At 53.5% G+C, this 21,689-nt stretch carries 18 protein-coding genes and 1 pseudogene; 12 read left to right on the forward strand and 7 right to left on the reverse strand.

Annotated features, from left to right (window positions below):
- The first annotated feature begins 10 nt into the window (after positions 1-10).
- From atpA to mgtE, 5 genes are all read left to right on the forward strand, one after another.
- Positions 11-1,555 (forward strand): F0F1 ATP synthase subunit alpha, encoded by a 1,545-nt coding sequence (gene atpA / locus INT20_RS10630; RefSeq protein WP_172118719.1) that lies wholly within the window; start codon positions 11-13, stop codon positions 1,553-1,555.
- Positions 1,556-1,620: 65 nt separating this feature from the next.
- Positions 1,621-2,508 (forward strand): F0F1 ATP synthase subunit gamma, encoded by an 888-nt coding sequence (gene atpG, locus INT20_RS10635; RefSeq protein ID WP_172118718.1) that lies wholly within the window; start codon positions 1,621-1,623, stop codon positions 2,506-2,508.
- A gap of 73 nt (positions 2,509-2,581) precedes the next feature.
- Entirely contained in the window at positions 2,582-3,961 is a 1,380-nt protein-coding gene (gene atpD, locus INT20_RS10640; protein ID WP_193056914.1) for a F0F1 ATP synthase subunit beta, read from the forward strand.
- A 24-nt stretch (positions 3,962-3,985) separates the two neighbouring features.
- Positions 3,986-4,414 carry a F0F1 ATP synthase subunit epsilon gene (locus tag INT20_RS10645; protein ID WP_193056915.1) on the forward strand — a complete coding sequence of 143 codons (429 nt, stop codon included), beginning with the start codon at positions 3,986-3,988 and terminating at the stop codon, positions 4,412-4,414.
- Between the two features lie 142 nt (positions 4,415-4,556).
- Positions 4,557-5,939 carry a magnesium transporter gene (gene mgtE, locus INT20_RS10650; protein ID WP_193056916.1) on the forward strand — a complete coding sequence of 461 codons (1,383 nt, stop codon included), beginning with the start codon at positions 4,557-4,559 and terminating at the stop codon, positions 5,937-5,939.
- A 28-nt stretch (positions 5,940-5,967) separates the two neighbouring features.
- Here mgtE and INT20_RS10655 read toward each other — a convergent pair whose 3' ends face one another.
- Both INT20_RS10655 and INT20_RS10660 read right to left on the reverse strand, forming a co-directional pair.
- Positions 5,968-6,567: an undecaprenyl-diphosphatase gene (locus INT20_RS10655; protein ID WP_193056917.1), complete on the reverse strand. Its 600-nt coding sequence runs from the start codon at positions 6,565-6,567 to the stop codon at positions 5,968-5,970.
- A 58-nt stretch (positions 6,568-6,625) separates the two neighbouring features.
- The gene (locus INT20_RS10660) at positions 6,626-7,819 is read right to left on the reverse strand and encodes a cation diffusion facilitator family transporter (protein ID WP_172118714.1); all 1,194 of its coding nucleotides are present in this window, start codon (positions 7,817-7,819) and stop codon (positions 6,626-6,628) included.
- A gap of 195 nt (positions 7,820-8,014) precedes the next feature.
- Here INT20_RS10660 and INT20_RS10665 point away from each other — a divergent pair, with 195 nt between their 5' ends.
- From INT20_RS10665 to glmS, 4 genes are read left to right on the forward strand one after another with little or no spacing between them, the layout of a single operon-like run.
- Entirely contained in the window at positions 8,015-8,815 is an 801-nt protein-coding gene (locus INT20_RS10665; protein WP_193056918.1) for an undecaprenyl-diphosphate phosphatase, read from the forward strand.
- 9 nt (positions 8,816-8,824) lie between these two features.
- Positions 8,825-9,943: an FAD:protein FMN transferase gene (locus INT20_RS10670; protein ID WP_226912127.1), complete on the forward strand. Its 1,119-nt coding sequence runs from the start codon at positions 8,825-8,827 to the stop codon at positions 9,941-9,943.
- Positions 9,944-9,948: 5 nt separating this feature from the next.
- Entirely contained in the window at positions 9,949-11,319 is a 1,371-nt protein-coding gene (gene glmU, locus INT20_RS10675; protein WP_193056919.1) for a bifunctional UDP-N-acetylglucosamine diphosphorylase/glucosamine-1-phosphate N-acetyltransferase GlmU, read from the forward strand.
- Positions 11,320-11,364: 45 nt separating this feature from the next.
- Complete coding sequence (gene glmS, locus INT20_RS10680) at positions 11,365-13,194, forward strand: glutamine--fructose-6-phosphate transaminase (isomerizing) (RefSeq protein ID WP_193056920.1); 1,830 nt, start codon at positions 11,365-11,367, stop codon at positions 13,192-13,194.
- A 155-nt stretch (positions 13,195-13,349) separates the two neighbouring features.
- Here the strand turns inward: glmS and INT20_RS10685 are convergent, their stop codons facing one another.
- The gene (locus INT20_RS10685) at positions 13,350-14,981 is read right to left on the reverse strand and encodes a CapA family protein (RefSeq protein WP_193056921.1); all 1,632 of its coding nucleotides are present in this window, start codon (positions 14,979-14,981) and stop codon (positions 13,350-13,352) included.
- 441 nt (positions 14,982-15,422) lie between these two features.
- Between INT20_RS10685 and nhaD the strand changes: the two genes are divergently transcribed.
- A complete protein-coding gene (nhaD, locus tag INT20_RS10690) occupies positions 15,423-16,889 on the forward strand; it encodes a sodium:proton antiporter NhaD (RefSeq protein ID WP_172118710.1) in 1,467 nt (488 codons plus the stop codon).
- A gap of 130 nt (positions 16,890-17,019) precedes the next feature.
- Here the strand turns inward: nhaD and INT20_RS10695 are convergent, their stop codons facing one another.
- The 4 genes and pseudogenes from INT20_RS10695 to INT20_RS10705 all read right to left on the reverse strand — a co-directional run bounded on the left by INT20_RS10695 (position 17,020) and on the right by INT20_RS10705 (position 19,755).
- Positions 17,020-17,622: a CBS domain-containing protein gene (locus INT20_RS10695; RefSeq protein WP_087110219.1), complete on the reverse strand. Its 603-nt coding sequence runs from the start codon at positions 17,620-17,622 to the stop codon at positions 17,020-17,022.
- Positions 17,623-17,722: 100 nt separating this feature from the next.
- Positions 17,723-18,238: a sensor histidine kinase gene (locus INT20_RS18375; protein ID WP_406565436.1), complete on the reverse strand. Its 516-nt coding sequence runs from the start codon at positions 18,236-18,238 to the stop codon at positions 17,723-17,725.
- Between the two features lie 24 nt (positions 18,239-18,262).
- A pseudogene (locus INT20_RS18380) lies at positions 18,263-19,018 on the reverse strand (sensor histidine kinase N-terminal domain-containing protein); the annotation flags it as partial.
- Between the two features lie 56 nt (positions 19,019-19,074).
- On the reverse strand, positions 19,075-19,755 hold the full coding sequence (locus tag INT20_RS10705; RefSeq protein WP_193056922.1) for a response regulator: 681 nt from the start codon (positions 19,753-19,755) through the stop codon (positions 19,075-19,077).
- A gap of 117 nt (positions 19,756-19,872) precedes the next feature.
- Between INT20_RS10705 and INT20_RS10710 the strand changes: the two genes are divergently transcribed.
- Entirely contained in the window at positions 19,873-20,772 is a 900-nt protein-coding gene (locus INT20_RS10710; RefSeq protein ID WP_193056923.1) for a GNAT family N-acetyltransferase, read from the forward strand.
- A gap of 411 nt (positions 20,773-21,183) precedes the next feature.
- Positions 21,184-21,645: a c-type cytochrome gene (locus INT20_RS10715; RefSeq protein WP_193056924.1), complete on the forward strand. Its 462-nt coding sequence runs from the start codon at positions 21,184-21,186 to the stop codon at positions 21,643-21,645.
- Positions 21,646-21,689 lie beyond the last annotated feature (44 nt).

Genomic DNA, 21,689 nt, shown 5'->3' on the forward strand with positions numbered 1-21,689 from the left:
GGGACATGGCATGCAGCAATTGAATCCTTCCGAGATCAGCGACATCATCAAGCAGCGAATTGAGAAGCTTGACGTCGCATCTGAAGCTCGTAATCAGGGCACCATCGTAGGTGTTTCCGACGGTATCGTGAAAATTCACGGCCTCGAAGACGCTATGTTTGGTGAAATGATTGAATTTCCTAACAGCGTTTTTGGCATGGTACTTAACCTGGAGCGCGACTCCGTAGGTGCCGTTGTCCTGGGCGACTACCTGCTGCTTGAAGAAGGCATGACCGCGAAATGCACCGGTCGTATTCTTGAAGTACCGGTAGGCCCTGAGCTGATTGGCCGTGTTGTTGATGCGTTGGGTAACCCCATCGACGGCAAAGGCGATATCAACGCTAAAATGACCGACGCGGTAGAAAAAGTAGCGCCTGGCGTTATTACCCGTCAGTCGGTTGATGAGCCGATTCAAACCGGCTTGAAATCCATCGATGCCATGGTACCGATCGGTCGTGGTCAGCGTGAGCTGATTATCGGCGACCGTCAGATCGGTAAATCTGCCATTGCCATTGATGCGATCATCAACCAGAAAGGCAAAGGCGTTACCTGTGTCTACGTTGCCATTGGTCAGAAACAGTCGACCATCGCCAACGTTGTGCGCAAACTCGAAGAGCATGGCGCGATGGAACATACCATCGTCGTCGCTGCGGGCGCTGCCGATCCGGCTCCGATGCAGTTCCTCTCCGCGTATTCCGGTTGCACCATGGGTGAGTACTTCCGTGACCGTGGCGAAGACGCGATGATCGTTTATGACGATCTTTCCAAGCAGGCAGTGGCGTACCGTCAAGTATCCCTGCTGCTGCGTCGTCCGCCAGGCCGTGAAGCCTACCCCGGTGACGTGTTCTATCTCCACTCGCGTCTGCTTGAGCGTGCGGCACGTGTCAACGTCGACTACGTTGAGAAGTTCACCAACGGTGAAGTGAAGGGCAAAACCGGTTCCTTGACCGCACTGCCGATCATCGAAACCCAGGGTGGCGACGTTTCTGCGTTCGTTCCGACCAACGTGATCTCGATCACCGACGGTCAGATCTTCCTGGAAACCAACCTGTTTAACTCCGGTATTCGTCCGTCGATTAACGCAGGTTTGTCCGTATCGCGCGTGGGCGGTGCTGCCCAGACCAAGATCATCAAAAAGTTAGGTGGTGGTGTTCGTCTGGCCTTGGCTCAGTACCGTGAACTGGCTGCGTTCTCGCAGTTCGCTTCTGACCTTGACGAAGCGACCCGCAAGCAGCTTGAGCACGGTCAGCGCGTTACTGAACTGATGAAGCAGAAACAGTATTCGCCGATGTCGGTTGCAGAAATGGCGCTGTCTCTCTACGCCGCTAACGAAGGTCACATGGATGATGTGAGCGTCGATAAAGTGTTGGACTTCGAACGTGCGCTGCACGATTACATGAAGTCTGAGCACGGCGACCTGCTCGACAAAATCAACCAGACCGGCGACTACAACGGCGAGATTCAAGACGGCTTGAAGTCGGGTCTCGAGAAGTTCAAGGCGACTCAGAGCTGGTAATGTCCGGCCCGCCTGCGGGCGGGCTTGCCTACTTTCTGAGAGTCACGAACGAAAGGTAGATCGCTATGGCAGCTGCAAAAGAGATACGCACCCAGATCGGGAGCATCAAAAATACGCAGAAGATCACCAGTGCCATGGAAATGGTAGCTGCGTCGAAAATGCGTAAAGCACAAGATCTGATGAAGGCTGGCCAGCCGTATGCCAAGCAGATTCGCAACGTCGTAGGCCACATTGCTGACGCTAACCCCGAATATCGCCACGATTACATGATCGAGCGTAACGAGGTAAATCGCGTAGGCTACATTGTGGTGTCTACCGACCGCGGTTTGTGCGGCGGCTTAAACGTCAACCTGTTCAAGGCCGTGGTGAAAGATGCCCGCGTCTGGAGTCAGGAAGGCGCTGAGCTGGACTTCTGTGCCCTTGGCGCGAAAGGCAGTGCTTTCTTCCGTAACTATGGCGGCAACTTGATTGCCGCCAAGAGCGGATTAGGCGAAGCACCCACGGTCGAGGGTCTGATCGGTAGTATCAAGGTCATGCTCGAAGCGTACGATGAAGGACGTCTTGACCGCCTGTACGTGGTGTATAACGAATTTGTTAACACCATGACGCAACGGCCGGTTGTGCGTCAGCTTCTTCCTCTGTCGCCTGATATGGGCGAAGACGCTAAACATGACGAAGAAAACGCCCGTCCCGAAAGCTGGGACTACCTGTATGAACCGGATGCCAAGGCGTTGCTAGACAGCCTGTTGGTTCGATTCATCGAATCGCAGGTGTATCAGGCGGTAGTCGAAAACGGTGCGTGCGAACAGGCCGCCCGAATGATCGCTATGAAGAGTGCCACTGATAACGCGGGCAACCTGATCGACGATCTGGAGATGGTTTACAACAAGGCCCGTCAGGCCGCCATCACCCAGGAAATTTCTGAGATCGTCGGCGGCGCTTCAGCCGTATAACGCCTAGGGAGCTGCCCAATAAAGCAGCTCCTGGCAGACAGGTTTCATTTGCAGGTTTTTGAGAGGAACCAAGATGAGCGGACGTATCGTACAAATCATCGGCGCGGTGATTGACGTAGAGTTTCCGCGGGACTCTGTGCCCAAGGTCTACGACGCGCTGAAGGTCTCTGACAAAGAGACTGTCCTCGAAGTCCAGCAGCAGCTGGGCGACGGCGTGGTACGCACCATTGCCATGGGCTCCACTGAGGGCTTAAAGCGTGGCTTGGACGTAGCCAACACAGGTGCCGCGATTTCCGTACCGGTAGGTAAGGAAACGCTGGGTCGTATCATGAACGTACTCGGCGAGCCGATTGATGAAGCGGGTGATATCGGTGAGCAAGAGCGTATGCCGATCCACCGTAAAGCACCCAGCTATGCCGACCAGGCAGCCTCTAACGAGCTGCTGGAAACCGGTATCAAGGTTATCGACCTGGTCTGCCCGTTTGCCAAGGGTGGTAAGGTTGGCTTGTTCGGCGGTGCGGGTGTTGGTAAAACCGTTAACATGATGGAGCTTATCCGCAACATCGCCACCGAGCACAGCGGCTACTCTGTATTCGCCGGTGTGGGTGAGCGTACGCGTGAGGGTAACGACTTCTATCACGAAATGACCGAATCCAACGTTATCGATAAGGTATCGCTGGTTTACGGCCAGATGAACGAGCCGCCCGGTAACCGTTTGCGCGTCGCGCTGACCGGTCTGACCATCGCTGAAAAATTCCGTGATGAAGGCCGCGACGTTCTACTGTTCGTCGATAACATTTACCGTTACACCCTGGCCGGTACAGAAGTATCTGCACTGCTTGGCCGTATGCCGTCTGCGGTAGGTTATCAGCCGACGCTAGCCGAAGAGATGGGCGTTCTGCAGGAACGTATCACCTCGACGAAATCGGGCTCAATCACCTCCGTACAAGCGGTATACGTACCGGCGGATGACTTGACCGATCCGTCTCCGGCAACCACCTTCTCACACTTGGACGCGACCGTTGTACTGGCCCGCTCCATTGCTGAGCTAGGTATCTACCCGGCCATTGACCCGTTGGACTCTACGTCGCGTCAGTTGGATCCGCTGGTGGTAGGTGATGAGCATTATGCGGTTGCTCGTGGCGTGCAGAACGTTCTGCAGCGTTACAAGGAACTGAAGGATATTATCGCCATTCTGGGTATGGATGAGCTGTCTGATGAAGACAAGCTGGCCGTTTCTCGGGCGCGTAAAATTCAGCGTTTCTTGTCGCAGCCGTTCTTCGTTGCTGAGGTATTCACTGGCTCACCCGGTAAGTATGTTTCTCTGAAAGATACTATCCGTGGCTTCCAGGGCATCCTCGATGGCGAGTATGACGATATGCCGGAACAGGCCTTCTACATGGTTGGCTCCATCGACGAAGCGGTCGAAAAAGCCAACCAGATGAAGAAGTAATCCCGTCCATTAGGGGGATTCGCTATGGCGAATAGCTTCATTTGCAATATCGTCAGCGCAGAAGCATCTATCTTCTCAGGCAGTGTTGAGCAGGTAGTCGCTTCCGGGATGATGGGTGACCTGGGTATTTTGCCAGGTCACGCCCCGTTACTGACAGAGCTTCAGCCGGGCCCGATTCGTGTCATTCACGACAATGGCAAGGAAGAGAACTTCTTTGTCTCGGGTGGCTTTATGGAAGTTCAGCCGGATGTCGTTACGATTCTGGCAGACGCCGCAGCACGTGCCAGCGACCTCAATGAGGCCGCTGCCGAAGAAGCGCGTCAGGAAGCGCTGAAAGCCTTTAATGAGAAGTCATCGGAGCTGGATTATACCCGTGCCTCCGCTGAACTTGCCGAAGCCGTTGCACAGCTGCGTACGATCCAGCAGCTGCGCAAAAAGGCGGGTAAAGGCTAACACTACGCGGTAAGCGTGAATAAAACGCCCCTTGAACCCGTTAGGGTTTAAGGGGCGTTTTTTTTGTCTGGTACACTTGTCATAAGCATTTAGTAGCATAATGCTTGTCAGCACTGACTCGTCTGCAGAGAAGGAGAACGCGATGTCATTGAACGATGAAATCTTGCAGGAATTAAAAACCGAGCTGCTGGACGAGCTGGTCAAAGAGGAACCGAAAAAAGAGCTATTATCCGAACGCTTGGCCGAAATTCGTTCGGCAGATATTGGTGAGGTGCTTGAAGAGCTTATCGAGGAGGACGAAGAGCTGTCCGCAGCGCTTTCAGTGCTCGATATACTTTCTACAGAACGCGCCGCTAATGTGCTTGGCTACCTGCCAGGTGAAAGCCAGCTGGAAGTCGTGGGTGAGCTAAAGGACACCCAGGTACTTAAGCTGTTGGAAGAGATGGGCTCTGACGAGCGGGTGGATCTGTTCAATCTTCTGGATGAAGATCGCCGAGAAGCGCTGCTAAGGCGCATGGCACATCAGGAGCGGGAAGATCTCAAGCGGCTGGCAGGCTACGAAGAAGGTACTGCAGGCGCCATTATGACCTCTGACTATGTAGCGATAGCCAGTGGCATGACGGTGTCTCAGGCGATGATGCGCGTACGCCAGACCGCTCCAGATGCCGAGACGGTCTATCAGCTCTATATCCTGGACAACGATGGTAGGCTGATTGGCACGATGTCCCTGCGTCAGTTGATGATTGCCAGGCCCGGCGCGTTGGTTGATGACATCATGATCAAGGATGTGATCAGCACCGCTGTGGACGAAGCGCAGGAAGAAGTGGCTCGTATCGTGGCTCGTTATGATCTTCTGGCACTGCCGGTGATTGATGCCGACAATCGTATGGTGGGTATCGTTACTCACGATGATGCGATGGACGTGGCGGAGTCGGAAGCCACCGAAGATATCCACAAGGGGATGTCGATTGGCCAGTTGGAAGATGGCGTTAGCCGTGTATCGCTGTGGAGCCTGTACCGTAAACGGGTGACGTGGCTGGTAGTACTGGTCTTTGCCAACCTGTTTTCCGGCGCGGGTATTGCTCACTTTGAAGGTATTATTGCCGCCCAAGTGGCGCTGGTATTCTTTCTGCCCTTGTTGATTGGTAGTGGCGGTAACGCAGGCGCTCAGGCGGCAACGCTGATGGTTCGCGGTATGGCAACCGGTGATGTAGGCGTTAAGGACTGGAGTAAAATGCTCGGCCGTGAGCTGTTGGTAGCTGGCTCCCTGGGGCTGACCATGGCCATCGCCGTCGCTCCCATCGGGATACTGCGTGCAGGCAACGAAGTCGCTATTATCGTCTCCCTCAGTATGGTCACTATCGTACTGTTTGGCAGCCTGTTGGGCATGTGCCTGCCGTTTGTACTGGAGCGCTTCAAGGTCGACCCGGCAGCTGCCTCTGCGCCGCTGGTCACCACCTTGATTGATGCCACCGGGGTATTGATTTACTTCTCTATTGCAACGGCAATTCTTACTAGCTTATAGCGACTAGTCATTTGTAGCGTACAGCCGGCTAACGCTGCACCCAGCCACGGCGGATAAGTGGCGCGAACAGCCAGTGATAAAGGCGCTTGGCGACGTGCTCATAAATCGGTAGCACTAGCCAGGCGCGGTTGAAACCCACCAGCACGGCCATAACGGCTGACAAAAGGGCAGCGCCTGCCATGTCCTGGGGAAAGTGGACGCCCAAAAAAATTCTTGCCCAGCCGACGGGAATGGCCAAGAGCAGAAGAAGGCCGCCGATACGTCGGGTGTAGCTGTGCAGCATCAAGCTAAAGGCCATGGTCAGAATGATCGTTAGATGATTACTGGGGAAGGCTGGGGTTGGCGCATGGGCCATCAACGTGGTGCCTGCCGGTACCGCAAAGGGCCGGGGCATCGGCCATAGCATCCCAATGATGCCACTTATCGCTAAGGCCAGCAGCGTCGCTATCAGCGCCTCCAGCAGTGGCTGCTTGAGCTGTTCACTGCCGCGCAGCCAACCGACTACCAGTAGCGCAGGTAATAGCCACATCAATTCAACGGCGCATCCATGAGCAAACATGACCAGCCAGGCAGGGGTGTCAGCGGCGGCGTTGAGCCTTTCAAACAAGGTAAGGTTAAGCGCATTCATTACGTACTGAAACCATAAGGCCCGTCAGGTGGTTGAGTATTTGGCGTTTATCGAACGGCTAGCGCATCGCGCTACTGGCCGCTCGGGTGATAAACATGACTTCCACATGACCAAGCCACTCGATATCACTGGCGAGCGCTTTGAGCTGGCTAGCCAAACATTGCGGGGGCTGATGTACCGCATCGCCGATAATCAGCGATACGGACACTTTGTCATCCAGATAGTGCAGTTGAAGCTCGTTTAACGTACGCCACACCGGATGCGCATACCAGCGTTGATCAAGCGCGGCCTCAACTTCCGGGCGTAGTGGCAGGCCAGGCATTCGGCTGGGGTCCCCTTCTCCAGCGTCGTCTTCAGGGTCAACGTGGAAAATAACGTCGGTGAGTAGTGGAAACTCATGACGTAAACGGCGGCTGACCTCATTACCTATCTCATGGGCTTCTGAAACGGTGATTTTAGGCCCGACCACGACATGCAAATCCACCATTACCCAGCCTGCCGACTGGCGAGTACGAAGGTCATGCACGCTATCCACGCCCGGTACGCTACAGGCTACGTCGTGCATTTGGCGCTGGGTGTCTTCAGGCAGTGCGGTATCGACTAATTCCCGCGCAGACTCCCACAGTAAATCCCAGCCAACCTTGCCTACCAGCAGGCCAACCACAATGGCGGCAACGGCATCCAGCCAACCCAAGCCAAACTGAGCACCAATCAGTGCGACCAGCACCACCGCAGTAGAAAGGGCATCGCTACGGGAGTGCCAGGCGTTAGCCTCCAACAGCTTGGATTTTACCCGCTTGGCGACGCGCATGGTGTAGCGAAAAATCCACTCTTTACTGATCAGCGCAATAAACGTAATCACAATCGCCACGATGCCAGGCGCGGTGACTTCTGTGCCGCTAAACAAGCGCTCCAGGCTTGACCAGGCAATACCGCCTGCCACAAAGATCAGTACGCTACCCAACAGCAGCGTGGTGAGTGTTTCGATGCGCCCGTGACCATAGTGATGGTCGTTGTCGGGCTCCTGACGCCCGTAATGAATGGCGGCCAGTACAAAACCATCGGTGATTAAGTCGGAGAGCGAGTGGATGCCATCGGCAATCAGTGCGGCAGAGCCCACCCAAAAACCGACCACCACTTTGACAATACTAAGCACACCATCCAACCAGGCACCGATATAGGTGACGCGCTTGGCTTCCTGATTATCTAGCTCGTGGTTGGGAACCACTGGCGTTTCAACGGTCTGAGTCATGGAATACCTGACAAGGGAGCGCTTTCAATAAAGCATTATTGTAGCGCACTGCAATATGATCTCTTAAGCCCTTTGTTCTAAGCAGGCTAATACGCAATACAAAACGATGGCAGCCATGGCGGACAATCCCCTAATGGAGGTGTATCCTTATGCGCCATTGTCATTCAACCACCCTTTTGATGTATAGGATGACCCATGGAGTGGCTCCAAATAGTGGTACTTGCCGCTGTGCAAGGGATAACGGAATTTTTACCTGTCTCAAGCTCGGCGCACTTGATTTTAGTACCCGTATTAACCTCTTGGGAGGACCAAGGGCTTGCTTTTGATGTCGCGCTCCACTTGGGCAGTTTAAGCGCAGTAGTGGTCTATTTCCGGCATGAAATTTGGCAAATGATAGCGAGCAGCCTGGCAGCGCTGCGTGGCCGGGGGATCAATAAAGATGCCAAGCTCGCGATCTGGGTCACGCTTGCCACGCTGCCTGTGTGTATCATCGGTTTTCTGCTTCGTGATGTTATCTCGGTGTATATGCGCTCCACGGTTATCATCGCGCTCAGCCTGATTGGCTTTGGCCTGTTACTGGGGTACGCCGACTGGAAAAAACGCGGTACCCGCAGTGAATACCAAATGCAGCTAAAAGATGTGCTGATCATTGGCGGCGCCCAAGCGTTGGCGCTCATTCCGGGCACATCACGTTCAGGGATTACCATCACCGCCGCCCTTCTGGTAGGTATGAGTCGTGAAGGGGCTGCGCGGTTCTCCTTTTTACTTTCCATCCCGGTAATCGTATTAGCCGGTGGGTTAGAAGCCGTTGAACTTTTACATCAGCCCCAGTCAGTCGATTGGCTATCCATGGCGGCCGGAACGCTATTGTCCGGTGTTATTGCGTACCTGTGTATTCACTATTTCCTCGTTATTATTAAAAAAATGGGGATGCAGCCTTTTGTTGTTTATCGCGTACTGTTCGGTGCGTGGCTCCTCTGGTTTTTTTACATGTAGAGTAAGCTCATGACCCTATTTATGCCTGAATCAACACGGTTAACAGTAAAAGCGGTATGTATTATGTCGCTGTTACTGTTGGTTGGCTGTTCGGAAAAAGATCGTCCTTTGGAGTCGCCTGTCCGTTTAGAGGGCGGCATCTTTGGCACGTTTTATCAGGTAACCATTAGTGACCCGCTAACCCAGGAGCAAGCCAGCCATCTGGAAGCCGGTTTTTTGGAAGAGCTTGAACGTGTCGATGTGTCCATGTCGACGTATAAAGATGACTCTGAACTAAGCCTGTTTAACCAGGCGCCGCTGAATGAGTGGCAGCCACTTTCCAACGAGCTAATTGAAGTACTGGCGATAAGCCGCTCGGTGTCTGAACAAAGTAACGGCGCGTTTGATACGACCGTTGGTGGTCTGGTCAATTTATGGAGTTTTGGTCCTGAGGCTCGCCCGCAAGAAGCCCCTTCGGAGCACCAGTTGGCCGAGCGCTTGGCCGAAGTGGGCTTTGATGCTGTAGCGATCGATACTCAGGCCATGCAGGCGCGCCGTGAGCGTGACGTTTATGTGGATCTTTCCGGTGTCGCCAAGGGACATGCAACCGACCGCGTGGCAGCGTACCTAAACCAGCAAGGGATTCAGGGTTATTTAATCAACCTGGGGGGAGATATGCTGGCGCACGGCTATCGTGATGATCAAGAGACGCCTTGGCGCGTAGGCATTGAAACGCCGCAAAGCAGCGCGCCACAAGCACAGCATATTGTGCCTCTTCACGATATGTCGGTAGCGACCTCTGGGGATTATCGCAATTACTTTGAGGCTGATGGGCAGCGCTTTTCACATACCATTGATCCACGTACCGGGCGGCCTGTCTCGCATAATCTTGCATCGGTATCGGTTTTCCATCCATCCAACGCCTGGGCCGATGCCTGGGCCACCGCGTTATTGGTAGAAGACAGCGATACCGGTATGGAAGTGGCCGTTGCGCAGAATCTGAGTGTATTAATGCTGATCCGCGATGGCGACCAGTGGCAGAGTATTGCAAGCCCTGCTTTTGTTGATGAGTTTGGCGAAGAACTCATCAATGAAAGCGGTATTGGTCAGTGGGCGTCTCCTAACGTGCGTCACGCAGAAGAAGGGTAATGAGAATGCAAAAAGCGCTAGATGTAGTGATTCTCGCAGCGGGTAAAGGCACGCGGATGCGCTCACACATGCCGAAGGTGCTTCACTCCTTGGCGGGAAAACCCATGGTGTCGCACGTGCTGGAAACCGCGGCGAGCCTAAGCCCTGCACGCACGCAGGTCGTCATTGGTCACGGCGCTGAGCAGCTGCGTCACGCATTGGCGGATGAAAACGTCACGTTTGCCGTGCAAGAAGAGCAGAAAGGCACGGGGCATGCCGCCGCTCAAGCATTGAATGAACTGGGTGACGGCATTGTTTTGATACTGTATGGCGACGTACCGCTCATTCAAAGTGAAACGCTGACAGCGCTGTTGGCCCATGTGAACGAACAACAGATGGGATTGCTGACGGTTACGCTGGACGACCCCACTGGCTATGGCCGTATTGTGCGCAATGCGGCGGGCGATGCGGTGGCGATTGTAGAGCAAAAAGATGCCAATGACGCCGAGCGTGCCATCACCGAATGCAACACCGGCATCATGGCGATGACCAGTGCCCAGTTGGCGCGTTGGTTGCCTAAGCTTTCCGATGACAATGCTCAGGGTGAATACTACCTGACCGATGTGATCGAAATGGCGGCTAAAGAGGGGGTTAAAGTTTGCACCGAGCAGCCAGCTCACGCCGTTGAAGTAGAAGGGGTTAATAATCGTGCCCAAATGGCGCGGTTAGAACGCGTTTACCAAGCGCGCCAAGCGGACCTGTTAATGGAGCAGGGCGTGGCACTGGCTGATCCTACAAGGATCGACGTGCGCGGAAGCCTCTCCTGTGGTCACGACGTGTTTATTGACGTGGGCTGCATTTTTGAAGGTGACGTGACGCTGGGTGATGGCGTTAGTGTAGGGCCTTACTGCGTGATCAAAAACAGCGCCATCGGTGCTGAAAGTAGCATTGATAGCCACACTGTTATTGACCAAACGAAGATGGCTGGCCATAACCAGGTGGGGCCTTATGCGCGTCTGCGCCCCGGTACGCGCATGGCGGTTAATGCCAAGGTGGGCAATTTTGTAGAAACCAAAAACGCCGAGGTAGGCGAGGGTAGCAAAATTAACCACTTAAGCTATGTTGGCGATGCCCGCTTGGGGCGTAACGTTAATATTGGTGCGGGCACAATTACGTGCAACTATGACGGCGTTAACAAGCATCACACTGAGATCGGCGATCATGCCTTTATTGGCTCTAACAGCGCACTGGTAGCCCCGGTTAGTGTGGGGGCAGGTGCAACCATAGGCGCTGGATCCACCATAGCAAAAGATGTCCGTGAGCGGGCCTTAGCGGTGACGCGAGGCAAGCAGCTGGAAAAGGCCGATTGGGTGCGTCCTACTAAAGCTGGCAAGTAAACGCGTGGTACATCGCTACTTTAATTTATCCTGGGAGAACGGTTTATGTGTGGCATCGTCGCTGCTGTAGCGCAACGTAACGTGCAAGACATACTGTTGGAAGGGCTTAAGCGCTTGGAGTATCGCGGTTACGATTCAGCGGGCATGACGGTGTTGAACGATCATAACCAGCTTACTCGTCATCGCGCAGTGGGTAAGGTCGTAGCCCTTGAGAACGAGCTGAATAGTGCACCGCTGCCGGGAGCGTCAGGGATTGCTCACACGCGCTGGGCAACTCACGGAAAGCCTTCAAAAGCCAATGCCCACCCGCACCATAGCGGTGACTACGTCAGCGTGGTGCATAACGGCATTATTGAAAACTACGAATATATAAAAGAGACGCTGCAGGCAAGTGGCTATACGTTTAGCTCGGAAACCGACACCGAAGTCATTACGCATTTGCTAGCGGACAAGTTGCAGAGTGGTCTCAGCTTGTTTGAGGCAACCCAGCAAATTGTGAATGGTCTGGGCGGGGCGTATGCGCTGGGCGTTATGAGTGTCAAGGAGCCGGGCATAGTAGTAGGTGCACGTCAGGGAAGCCCGCTGGTGGTAGGTGTGGGTATGGGGGAAGCGTTTTTAGCCTCAGACCCGCTTGCCTTGCTACAAGTAACGGATCGCTTTATTTATCTGGAAGAAGGCGATGTGGTCGAGTTAAGCGAAAAGGGGACTATCCGGATTGTCGATAAAGATGGCAGCTCAGTAACACGGTCGGTACACGTTTTTGAGCATGGCGATGGTGTTGCCAGCAAAGGCAACTATCGCCACTACATGCTTAAAGAAATCTTCGAGCAGCCCACCGTGATTGAGGCGGCCCTGGAAGGGCGTTTGAGCGCGGACAGTGTGTTGGTCGAGAGCTTTGGCCCCGATGCTCAGGCACTATTCCAGAAAACCCGCCAGGTCCATATCATTGCCTGTGGCACCAGTTATCACGCGGCGATGGTGGCCCGCTACTGGCTCGAACGTTATGCAGGCGTGCCGGTACAGGTTGAGGTGGCCTCCGAGTATCGTTATCGCCACCCGGTCGTACCTTCCGATACGCTGTTCGTAACGCTCTCCCAGTCGGGTGAAACCGCTGACACGCTGGCGGCACTACGTTTTGCCAAGACTCTGAACTATGTCGGCTCGCTGGCTATTTGCAACGTACCGGGAAGCTCCCTGGTGCGTGAATCAGATATGACCCTGATGACCCGTGCAGGCCCGGAAATTGGCGTTGCCTCCACAAAAGCGTTTACCACTCAGTTGGTGGCACTATTGCTTCTAACGCTTGCGATGAGCAAAGCGAAGGGGCAGGAAGAGCATGCAGGTATTGTGAAGGCGCTGCATTCGCTTGCTGATATTTGCCAACAAGTACTGGCCCTGGACAGCCAGGTTGAGCAGCTCTCCCAGGCGTTTGCTGAAAAGCACCATGCGCTGTTCCTGGGCCGTGGTGCGCACTACCCGATTGCACTGGAAGGCGCGCTTAAGCTTAAGGAAATCTCCTATATTCACGCAGAAGCGTACCCAGCCGGTGAGCTTAAACACGGCCCGCTGGCGCTGGTAGATAGCGAGATGCCGGTGATATCCGTCGCACCCAATGACGACCTGTTGGAAAAGCTAAAATCCAACCTGCAGGAAGTCCGTGCCAGGGGCGGCCAGCTGTTTGTATTTGCCGATGAGAACGTGGGTATCAAGCCGCATGACAATATCCGAGTCATTGAGCTGCCGCATATTCACGAAGCCTTGGCACCGCTTTTATATACGCTTCCTCTCCAGCTTTTGAGCTACCACGTCGCAGTGCTTAAAGGTACCGATGTCGATCAGCCGCGTAACCTGGCGAAAAGCGTGACTGTGGAGTAGACCACTGCCGTCTGGTATCAAGCGGTTCGTTGAATGCTCTTACGGCAATACCCTAAAGGTTGGATGAAGTGTCCAACCTTTAGGGGTGAGAATGGTTCGCTGGTTAGCATGACGTTCAGTGTGATCCGCCTATTACTCTACGTTTTCGTTCGCTTCTAACGTGTACCGAGCCTCGCAAGTGGCGAGAGTACCGCGTGCCACACTTTTTCTTCCAAATGCGGCAGCTGACTTTTCTCCAGCTCGGTTAGACCGTACTCATCCGGGTTTTTCAAAACGTCATGGAATTTGACGATACGGCAGTCGTAGCGAGTACCACCCAGCTTCTCATTGACAATATAAATGGGTAGGGCCTGAAGGTTAGCCAATTCTATAGCATCGTAGACCTTCACAATGTCGAATTTAACAATATAGGCAAGCTTTGAATTGCGGCTTTCCGGGTGATAGCTGACGAAGTCACCGAACGCGTAAACCACCAGTGCATCCTGCTTGCCTGGGCGGGGGATAGCTTCCGCCGGTTGGCTGACATGGGCATGGTTGCCAAGAATCGTGTCAACACCGCAGTCAATCACCTTGTGGGCGGCTTCTCTGATATTCACATGCGGGTACATCTCAAATTCCCACCCCCAGTGGCAGTAGGCGATGATCCACTCTGCACCTCTGGCTTTTGCTGCCGCCACCTGCTTCTTAATCAGTGAGTAATCAGGGGCTGGATCAGCATCGTTGAAGCGCACCTCGTTGGCAAGGTACGGCTTGTCAGCGGGAATCTTGTAGCCATTAAGGTCGAAGGTAAACGCCAGCAAAGCAACCTTAATGCCGTTTTTATCGACGACGACGACATCATCCTGTTCAGCCTGGCTTGCGGCAGTGCCAGAATAGTAGGCGCCTGATTTTTTGAGCACATCGAGGGTGGCAAGTACACCCTGTTCGCCCCAGTCCATGGCATGGTTGGTCGCCGTGCTGAAATAGTTGATTTTTGCTTCGTTGCGAAACTTCTGGAACATTGCCTCAGAGGTATTCATACGCGCCGGTTGTCCCGATGCTTGGGTGCGCCCCACGAGACTGTTCTTGTCAACGGTGGATTCCAGGTTAGCGCTGACAATATCGGTGGTGCTGTAGAAATCGGTGATTTCATCAAACAGGTGAGGTGTGTTGTCTGGTGTTAGAACATCGACGGCAAGCAGATCCCCCGCGCATGAAATAGAAGTTGTCGAAACAGGATAATTATTAGGGTGATCGACAATCCGGAAATCCAGTACCCGTGACGCCAAGAAGTCTTCTAGTCCTGCCCCTTTTTCAGCCACTTCAAGTTGATTGAACCAGTAGCGGTAAAGCCATTTGAGCTTTTGGAAGGAGTTTTCTGAAATATCATAAACGCTGGTTTCAGGCTGTGGGTAGTGGAGATCGTCGTAGAAAATATAGCTTACTAGGAGGAGTGCTTGTCGGATTAAGTCTCGCCTATTTGTTTTAATTGTGTCGATAATATCTTTAGGTGGCAGTCCTTTAGGCATTACGCTTTCAATATCATTAAGCGTAATGCCTCTACTTAAAAGGTTAGGATCAGCCAATAGTGGCTGAAGTATCGCCAGGATCTGTGTTGGCCTCTTTGCTACCATCCAGCCGCAAAGCGCCCGAAAGAGCTCCTCTTCCTTGGGAGTGATGGTTTCGGGCATGTCTAAGTCACCACGTGCTACGCTCTGCAGCGTTGCGATCACTTCATCTTCATTCCCCTCAAGGTAATCCTTAAGCTTTTGCAAGATGTCATGGATATTGTCTAAATATGCATCCATCAGCGGGCTCCTTTTTTGTTTGATGGTCTTTTACAGGAGGGTATTTGCTCTTTGAGTACATGGGGGACTTATCCAGCGTACTATCGCGTTAGTGAGAGCGTGTTTATTAACGATACTAACGATTGATACAACTAGAAATAAAAATACGGTGGCGTTACACACACTGGCATCCTGTCTTAAGTAATACCAGCATTGTTATAGCGGCTGAACGACGATCTGATTTTTTAACAGCCATTATTCCTGTGATCTGCTGTCCTGAAAAAAGAAGCGTATGGCCCATTGAATGAGCAAATGTAATAAGTTGTTCGGACACTATAAAACAGCGTTACAAGGTGCGACAATTAGGCGCACCTTGTGAGTCGGCGCTGCGTTGCAGCAGTTTATTAGCGTGCTTATCATGGTGCCACGCTCTCCCCCCACATCTGTCAGGATCACGCTGTCATGAAACCACAAAACGTCCTTGCACCTCGGCTCTCAGCTCGCCGGGTCGCTTGGTTGTTGATTGCTCTCTGTGCTGTTGTCTTTCCTTCCCTCTCTTATGCCGCTGCTGGCCCACTGAATTTAACGCTCTCTCTTGCCGGTATTACGTGTGTGGGTATCTTTGTACTTGCCTATGCTCTGGTAATGTCTGAAGAGCTTCTCCACATGCGTAAATCCAAGCCAGTTCTGGTAGCGGCGGGGCTTATTTGGGCCATTGTGGCATGGGTGTATGTGCAGGCCGGTATGCCTGAAGAGGCAGAAATCGCTTTTCGGGAAACGTTGCTCGAATACACCGAACTATTGCTGTTTTTGCTGGTGGCGATGACCTATATCAACGCCATGGAAGAGCGGCGTATATTTGACGCATTGCGTGCCTGGTTGGTGCGTAAAGGGTTTAGCTACCGCAGCCTTTTTTGGATTACCGGTTTTCTCGCATTTGGTATTTCTGCGATAGCCAATAACATGACCACGGCTATGCTGATGTGCGCGGTAATCCTGAAAGTGGCTGAAGGTGATAACAAGTTTATTAGCCTATGCTGCGTCAACGTGGTGGTGGCTTCCAATGCTGGCGGCGCATTTAGCCCCTTTGGGGATATCACTACGCTGATGGTTTGGCAGGCAGGACAAGTGCCGTTTAGCGGCTTCTTTGTACTGTTATTACCCGCTATCGTTAACTTTATGGTGCCTGCGGTCATCATGAACTTCTTTATTGTTAACCGCCAACCGGCAGCGCTTACTGAAAACGTCTGGCTCAAGCGGGGCGCACGCCGGATCATTGCGCTGTTTTTGCTGACCGTTGCCATCTCCGTACTCTGCCACTCGGTTCTGCACCTGCCGCCTGCAATGGGCATGATGTTTGGTTTAGGACTACTGCAGTTCTTTGGATACTACCTGCGGCGCAGCCTGCCGCGCTCGTTAGAGCGTAAACGGGTACGTTATTCACGCCGCGGCGACTGGAAGAAGCTGGAGCAATTAGGCAGCGTGGTGCCGTTTGATATCTTTAGCCGTATCGCACGTTCTGAGTGGGATACGCTGCTGTTCTTCTACGGCGTCGTACTGTGTGTGGGCGGGCTTGGCTTTATGGGGTATTTAAGCCTGCTGTCTGAAACGCTCTATGGCAGTTGGAATCCCATCTGGGCTAACGTTGTGTTAGGGCTGATTTCAGCCGTGGTGGATAACATTCCAGTCATGTTTGCCGTGCTTTCCATGGCGCCCGATATGTCTGAAGGCAACTGGCTGCTGATTACGCTTACCGCTGGTGTTGGGGGAAGCCTGCTCGCCATGGGGTCAGCGGCTGGCGTTGCCTTGATGGGCCAGGCACGGGGTATTTATACCTTTATGGTTCACTTGCGCTGGGTGCCGGCTATTTTTCTGGGTTATGCCGCGAGTGTAGCGACACACTTATTTATCAACGCCTCCATGTTCTAGTGGTTAGGTGTTAATCTTTAGGGATTAACACGTTATTGATAGAACACTAAAAAACGCCTCTTACCGTTTTTGGTAAGGGGCGTTTTAGATGATAAATACGTTTAACAACAGCTAACGGATACTTTTAAACTTACAGGTCGTGACCGGTAATCACTTGGCAAATATCGGCAAAGCTGCTCGCGACGGGAACCACTGTACTGACTTGCTTACCCACAGTGTTTTGAATATCGGTGGCTGATATTAAGCCACGAATGGTCAGTGCGTTATGGTCGTCGTACTGAGTGATCAACAGGTGCTGTTCAGTCACGTCTTCCATGACCAGGACAAGGTCTTCAATCGTCAGCGCCGAGAGCTGTTCCAGCGTCATCGCACTGAGTTTATCCCAAGAGGTCATGATCATATCCGCGGTTATTTCGTCGCGGTCAAGATTGCGCTGCTGCATGGCCAGGTTAATACGGCGTGTGCCGATCAACTCTTTGGCGGTAAGAATACCGATGCAGTGCTCATTTTTGTCGGTTACAAACAGAAGCCGCACACCGCTATAACGCATTTTGAGATGTGCCTCATCAACAGGCGTGTCGGCGGCGACTGAATGAGGTTTCAGCGTTTGAAAGTCGGTAAGTACATCCAGCGCTGAACTTTCAGTCGTTAACCGCTTGGCACTCGGCGACTTAAGGCGGGGAGCGGCGCTGAATTTAATTAACGTTTTAGGTGCAAAAGCCACTTGATTCATCAGGGAACCTCCATTTTTATTTGGCCAACGGCTTACTGCCAATCAGCCTGGTACCCTCAGAGTCACAGTTAATTCTTATCGGAACCTTAAGGCTTGAAAACTAGCCTTGGCCGCTGTGGCGATTAAGCGTGACCTGTACGCGCAAACCGCCCCCTGGCGCATCATCAAATACCAGGCTGCCCGCATGCTGCGCCACTATCCGTTCCACAATGGATAATCCCAATCCTGACCCGGCGCCGGGGCCTGCGCGGTGAAAGCGCTCTGTAACGGCCTTGCGAGCTGATAAAGGAATCCCCGGGCCCTGGTCATCCACTACTAAAATAATGGCGCTCAATTCCGCCTTAAGCTGCACGTGGATAGTTCCTTGAGGGGGAGAGTGCTGAATGGCGTTGCCCACCAGGTTTTGTACGAGTGCTCCCAAGGTGCCAGGGACTTCGTTTAACGCCCACTGGCCTTGTTCATCGGCCTCTAGCTGCAGCGTTTGCTGCTGTTGCTGGGCGAGGGGAAGTAGCTTGGCCAGCGCGTCACGTACCTCAAACAGCGCATCAACAGGGCGTAATGGCAGGCTTGTTTCATCCGGGTCAAGCCTTGCCAGCGTTAACAGCTGGCTGACCAAATGTGTCGAACGGGCAACGCCTTGGCGCAAATAATGAAGCGACTCCTCACGGTCCTGTGGGCTTTCTGCGGCCAAGGCGTTTTGGGCATGAAGGTCGAGTACGGCAAGCGGCGTACGCAGTTCATGGGCGGCATCGGCGATAAAACGTTTTTCGCGCTCGCGTAAACGCTGGATGCGCATCAACAGGCGATTGAGTGCACCGGAAATCGTCGCCAGCTCATACGGCAGAGGCGCAAGCTTAAGGGGTTGAAGATTATGTGGGTCTCGGTTGCGGATTTGCTCTGCCATTCTCGACAGCGGTGAAAGCCCCCAGCCGATGCTCCACCACAATAAAGACGTTAAGACGATTAACCCCATAAATTCGGGCAGCAGCGTACGCAGCGCTACCCGCCTGACCAAACGTAAGCGGATATCGTCACGCTCACCCACAATGACCCTGCGTCCCTCGGCAAGCGAAAGCGTATAGGTTTGCCACGTTTGCCCCTGGTACTGTTGCCGGGTGTAGCCACTTTGCGATGCGGCAAGCGGCGCTAATGGTGCATCGGTTGAGCGTAGCAGTAGTTTATCGCCTTCCCACAGTTGAAAGACGAGTGCCTCAGGATTGCGCTGCTTGGTTTGCAGCGTATTTTCTACGCTTTGCAGAAGTGCCTGCTGATACGCGGGCGGAATAGGCGCCTGCATGAGCTCACCCAAAAGATGCGCGTGACGGGCAAGGCTTGCATCGTGCAACTGCTGAATTTCGTGCGTGGCGTAACGGTAGCTAACCACGCTAATGACCATAATACTGAGCAGAAACAGCAGCAGTGTGAGCCCTAAGGTTCGCCGGCGGATAGAGTTCACTGTTCGCCTCCCGGCGGCGCTTTATCCATCACATAGCCAATGCCGCGTACAGTACGAATCACCTCAGGGAACAGCTTGCGCCGTAAATGATGAATATGAACTTCAATGGCGTTGCTCTCGACATCCTCATCCCAGCCATAAATCAGGCTGGTCAGTGTATCGCGGGTAAAGACCCTGCCCGGGTGGCCCATAAATTCCTGCAACAGGGTAAATTCGCGCCGTGAAAGGGTAATGACGTTATCCTGATAGCTGACGCTTAGGGTAAGCGGTTCCAGGCGGATACCGCGACACTCCAGGTAATTATCCAATTGCCCCTGGCTACGCCTTAGCAGTGCCCGTAAACGGGCCTTGAGCTCTTCCACTTCAAAGGGCTTGACCAGGTAATCATCGGCCCCAGCATCCAGCCCCGCTATGCGGTCATTGATACCGTCGCGGGCGGTGAGTACCAATATCGGAATTTGGCTGCCTTGGCGGCGTACCGTCTTGATAATGTGGAGGCCATCCAAACCCGGCAAGCCCAAATCGAGAATGACAGCATCAAACGGCTCAGCCTCTTTTAGTGCCATAAGGGCGCTATTGCCGTTATCCAGGTGATCAACCGTATAGTGTTCCGGCTTGAGCGCCAGGCGAATGCCCGAAGACAAGCTGGCGTCGTCCTCAACCAGCAGTATGCGCATGGTGTTAGTCACTCCTGTAGCAACGGCCCGGTAAGAAGTAACAAAAGGTAGCATCGTTAGGGGGAGTCAGTCAGGATTAACATCAACGAAAGCAACACAGTGGCGCCCTGATTACTAATGAAGCCGACGGTCGATAGTGCATTTGTGAGTATTTGCCCTTCAACGCAGCGTAGGGAAGCCCTGCTTCACTTGGCGGCGGTGCATGAGCCGTCCTTGCAATCGACGCTGCACACCGCCTTAACATCAGCCTCGCAGGCAGCCTGGGACGGGCTATGGGTCTATCAGCAGCACGGCCGTATTAGCGGTGCGCTGTGGGTGCAGCCGCTCGCTCACGCCACCGCACAGCTATGGCTTCCTTGCCAGGATGATCCAGCAAGCCAAGCCTTACTAAGCGCTGCTCATGATTGGGTAACCGCGCAGGAAATAACGCTTTGCCACGTGGTCTTGCCGCCCAGCCACTATGCGTGGGAGGCAACGCTGCTTGCGCATAATATGGTGCGCTTGGCTGAGCTACACTATTTGTCCATTACGCTGGCGGGCACGGAGGCGGTACCTTCAACGGATTCACCAATTCGGCTAGCGCCTTTTAGTGAGCTAAGCGCCGCCGCGCAAACCGCCCTGATCGGTTCCATTAGCCAAGGCTCGCTGGACTGCCCAGCACTGCGAGAATCACTTTCCAGCGAAGCGCTGCTAGCCGGTTTTTATGACCAGGCACCTACGGCGCCGAACCACTGGTACAGCGTTAACCTGGGCGATGAGCAGGTGGGCGTGTTGCTGTTAGCGCCGCGGTCGGCTCACTGCTGGGAGCTTTTATTAATGGGCGTCACGGCGCAATGGCGCAGTAAGGGCATCGGTCGAAACGTGTTAACTGCGGCTTTTAACCTGGCAATTAACCAAGGGGCAAACGAGATGATATTGACCGTCGATGCTCGCAATACGCCCGCTTGGCGCCTTTATCAACAGGCGGGGTTCATCGGTTATGCCGAGCAGCGCCTGCTTGCCTGGAAAAATGCCTAGCTTACCGCTTCAAGCCCATGATGAAGCACGAGAATTTCTCTGTTCGAAAGGTAACATTAAGCCTGCTTTTTTAATTTTTCTTCTATACTGTGAGCGTGGTATTGAGGAATGCTTCTTTTATTCATGGAGGAAACGTTATGAAAATTTTGCTGTGGATTATCATCTTTATTTTTGCCGTGGGGCTTCTTACTCTTACGGGCGTCTTTAAGCTGATCTTCTAACCGTAGGTAGGCCTTTAAATCACCGTTTAGACCCTTTTGTTATTACGTCACCCGATAGGTGACTCTCACCTATCGCCCTCTGGCTATCTGTGAAAAAAAAGATATTATCTCCTAGTATATTTTCCTGGAACACGGTTATCGATACAGGATTAAACGCCGCTATTATGGCGATAAATGCCAAGGGGGCAGGGTGAATTTCAAATGTATGCTGGGCGGGATAGTTGCGTTAGGAGTGCTATCGAGCGCCGCGCTTGCTGATGCGGAGGCCGAGGATGCAGCGCTTGCCGAGCGCCTTGCGCCAGTTGGCAAGCTCTGCCTGCAAGGGCAAACATGCCAACGTGCGGTGGCCCAGCCTGAACCTGATGCTTCCTTGCCAGAGGAGCCTGAATCGGAAGATATCGCCGCCCAATACGATGGTGAAGCGCTGTATGCCAGGGCAGGCTGTGGCGCTTGCCACGCGGCAGGCATTGCGGGCGCTCCGGCAACGGGCGATAACGCCGCCTGGACCGCACGGCTTGCTCAAGGCACTGACACGCTTTACGCCAACGCCATTAAGGGGATTGGCGCGATGCCGCCCAAGGGCGGCCGGTTTAATTTCAGCGATGATGAGATCAGGGCAGCGGTCGATTACATGATCGAAGAGGTTGAATAACCTATCCACAAGCGGTTTCGGTGATTCACCTGTGGGTAGTTTGG

The organism is Halomonas citrativorans, assembly GCF_014898005.1.
In the GTDB taxonomy this organism is placed as follows: domain Bacteria; phylum Pseudomonadota; class Gammaproteobacteria; order Pseudomonadales; family Halomonadaceae; genus Vreelandella; species Vreelandella citrativorans.

Bases quoted from the DNA above. Each gene is read 5' to 3' on its own strand.
- INT20_RS10685 (WP_193056921.1), bottom strand. From the start codon at position 14,981: ATGGATGCATATTTAGACAATATCCATGACATCTTGCAAAAGCTTAAG.
- INT20_RS10660 (WP_172118714.1), bottom strand. From the start codon at position 7,819: ATGACTCAGACCGTTGAAACGCCAGTGGTTCCCAACCACGAGCTAGAT.
- glmU (WP_193056919.1), top strand. From the start codon at position 9,949: ATGCAAAAAGCGCTAGATGTAGTGATTCTCGCAGCGGGTAAAGGCACG.
- INT20_RS10645 (WP_193056915.1), top strand. From the start codon at position 3,986: ATGGCGAATAGCTTCATTTGCAATATCGTCAGCGCAGAAGCATCTATC.
- glmS (WP_193056920.1), top strand. From the start codon at position 11,365: ATGTGTGGCATCGTCGCTGCTGTAGCGCAACGTAACGTGCAAGACATA.
- INT20_RS10655 (WP_193056917.1), bottom strand. From the start codon at position 6,567: ATGAATGCGCTTAACCTTACCTTGTTTGAAAGGCTCAACGCCGCCGCT.
- INT20_RS10705 (WP_193056922.1), bottom strand. From the start codon at position 19,755: ATGCGCATACTGCTGGTTGAGGACGACGCCAGCTTGTCTTCGGGCATT.
- INT20_RS10670 (WP_226912127.1), top strand. From the start codon at position 8,825: ATGACCCTATTTATGCCTGAATCAACACGGTTAACAGTAAAAGCGGTA.
- INT20_RS10710 (WP_193056923.1), top strand. From the start codon at position 19,873: ATGAAGCCGACGGTCGATAGTGCATTTGTGAGTATTTGCCCTTCAACG.
- INT20_RS10695 (WP_087110219.1), bottom strand. From the start codon at position 17,622: ATGAATCAAGTGGCTTTTGCACCTAAAACGTTAATTAAATTCAGCGCC.
- atpG (WP_172118718.1), top strand. From the start codon at position 1,621: ATGGCAGCTGCAAAAGAGATACGCACCCAGATCGGGAGCATCAAAAAT.
- mgtE (WP_193056916.1), top strand. From the start codon at position 4,557: ATGTCATTGAACGATGAAATCTTGCAGGAATTAAAAACCGAGCTGCTG.
- INT20_RS10665 (WP_193056918.1), top strand. From the start codon at position 8,015: ATGGAGTGGCTCCAAATAGTGGTACTTGCCGCTGTGCAAGGGATAACG.
- atpD (WP_193056914.1), top strand. From the start codon at position 2,582: ATGAGCGGACGTATCGTACAAATCATCGGCGCGGTGATTGACGTAGAG.
- atpA (WP_172118719.1), top strand. From the start codon at position 11: ATGCAGCAATTGAATCCTTCCGAGATCAGCGACATCATCAAGCAGCGA.
- nhaD (WP_172118710.1), top strand. From the start codon at position 15,423: ATGAAACCACAAAACGTCCTTGCACCTCGGCTCTCAGCTCGCCGGGTC.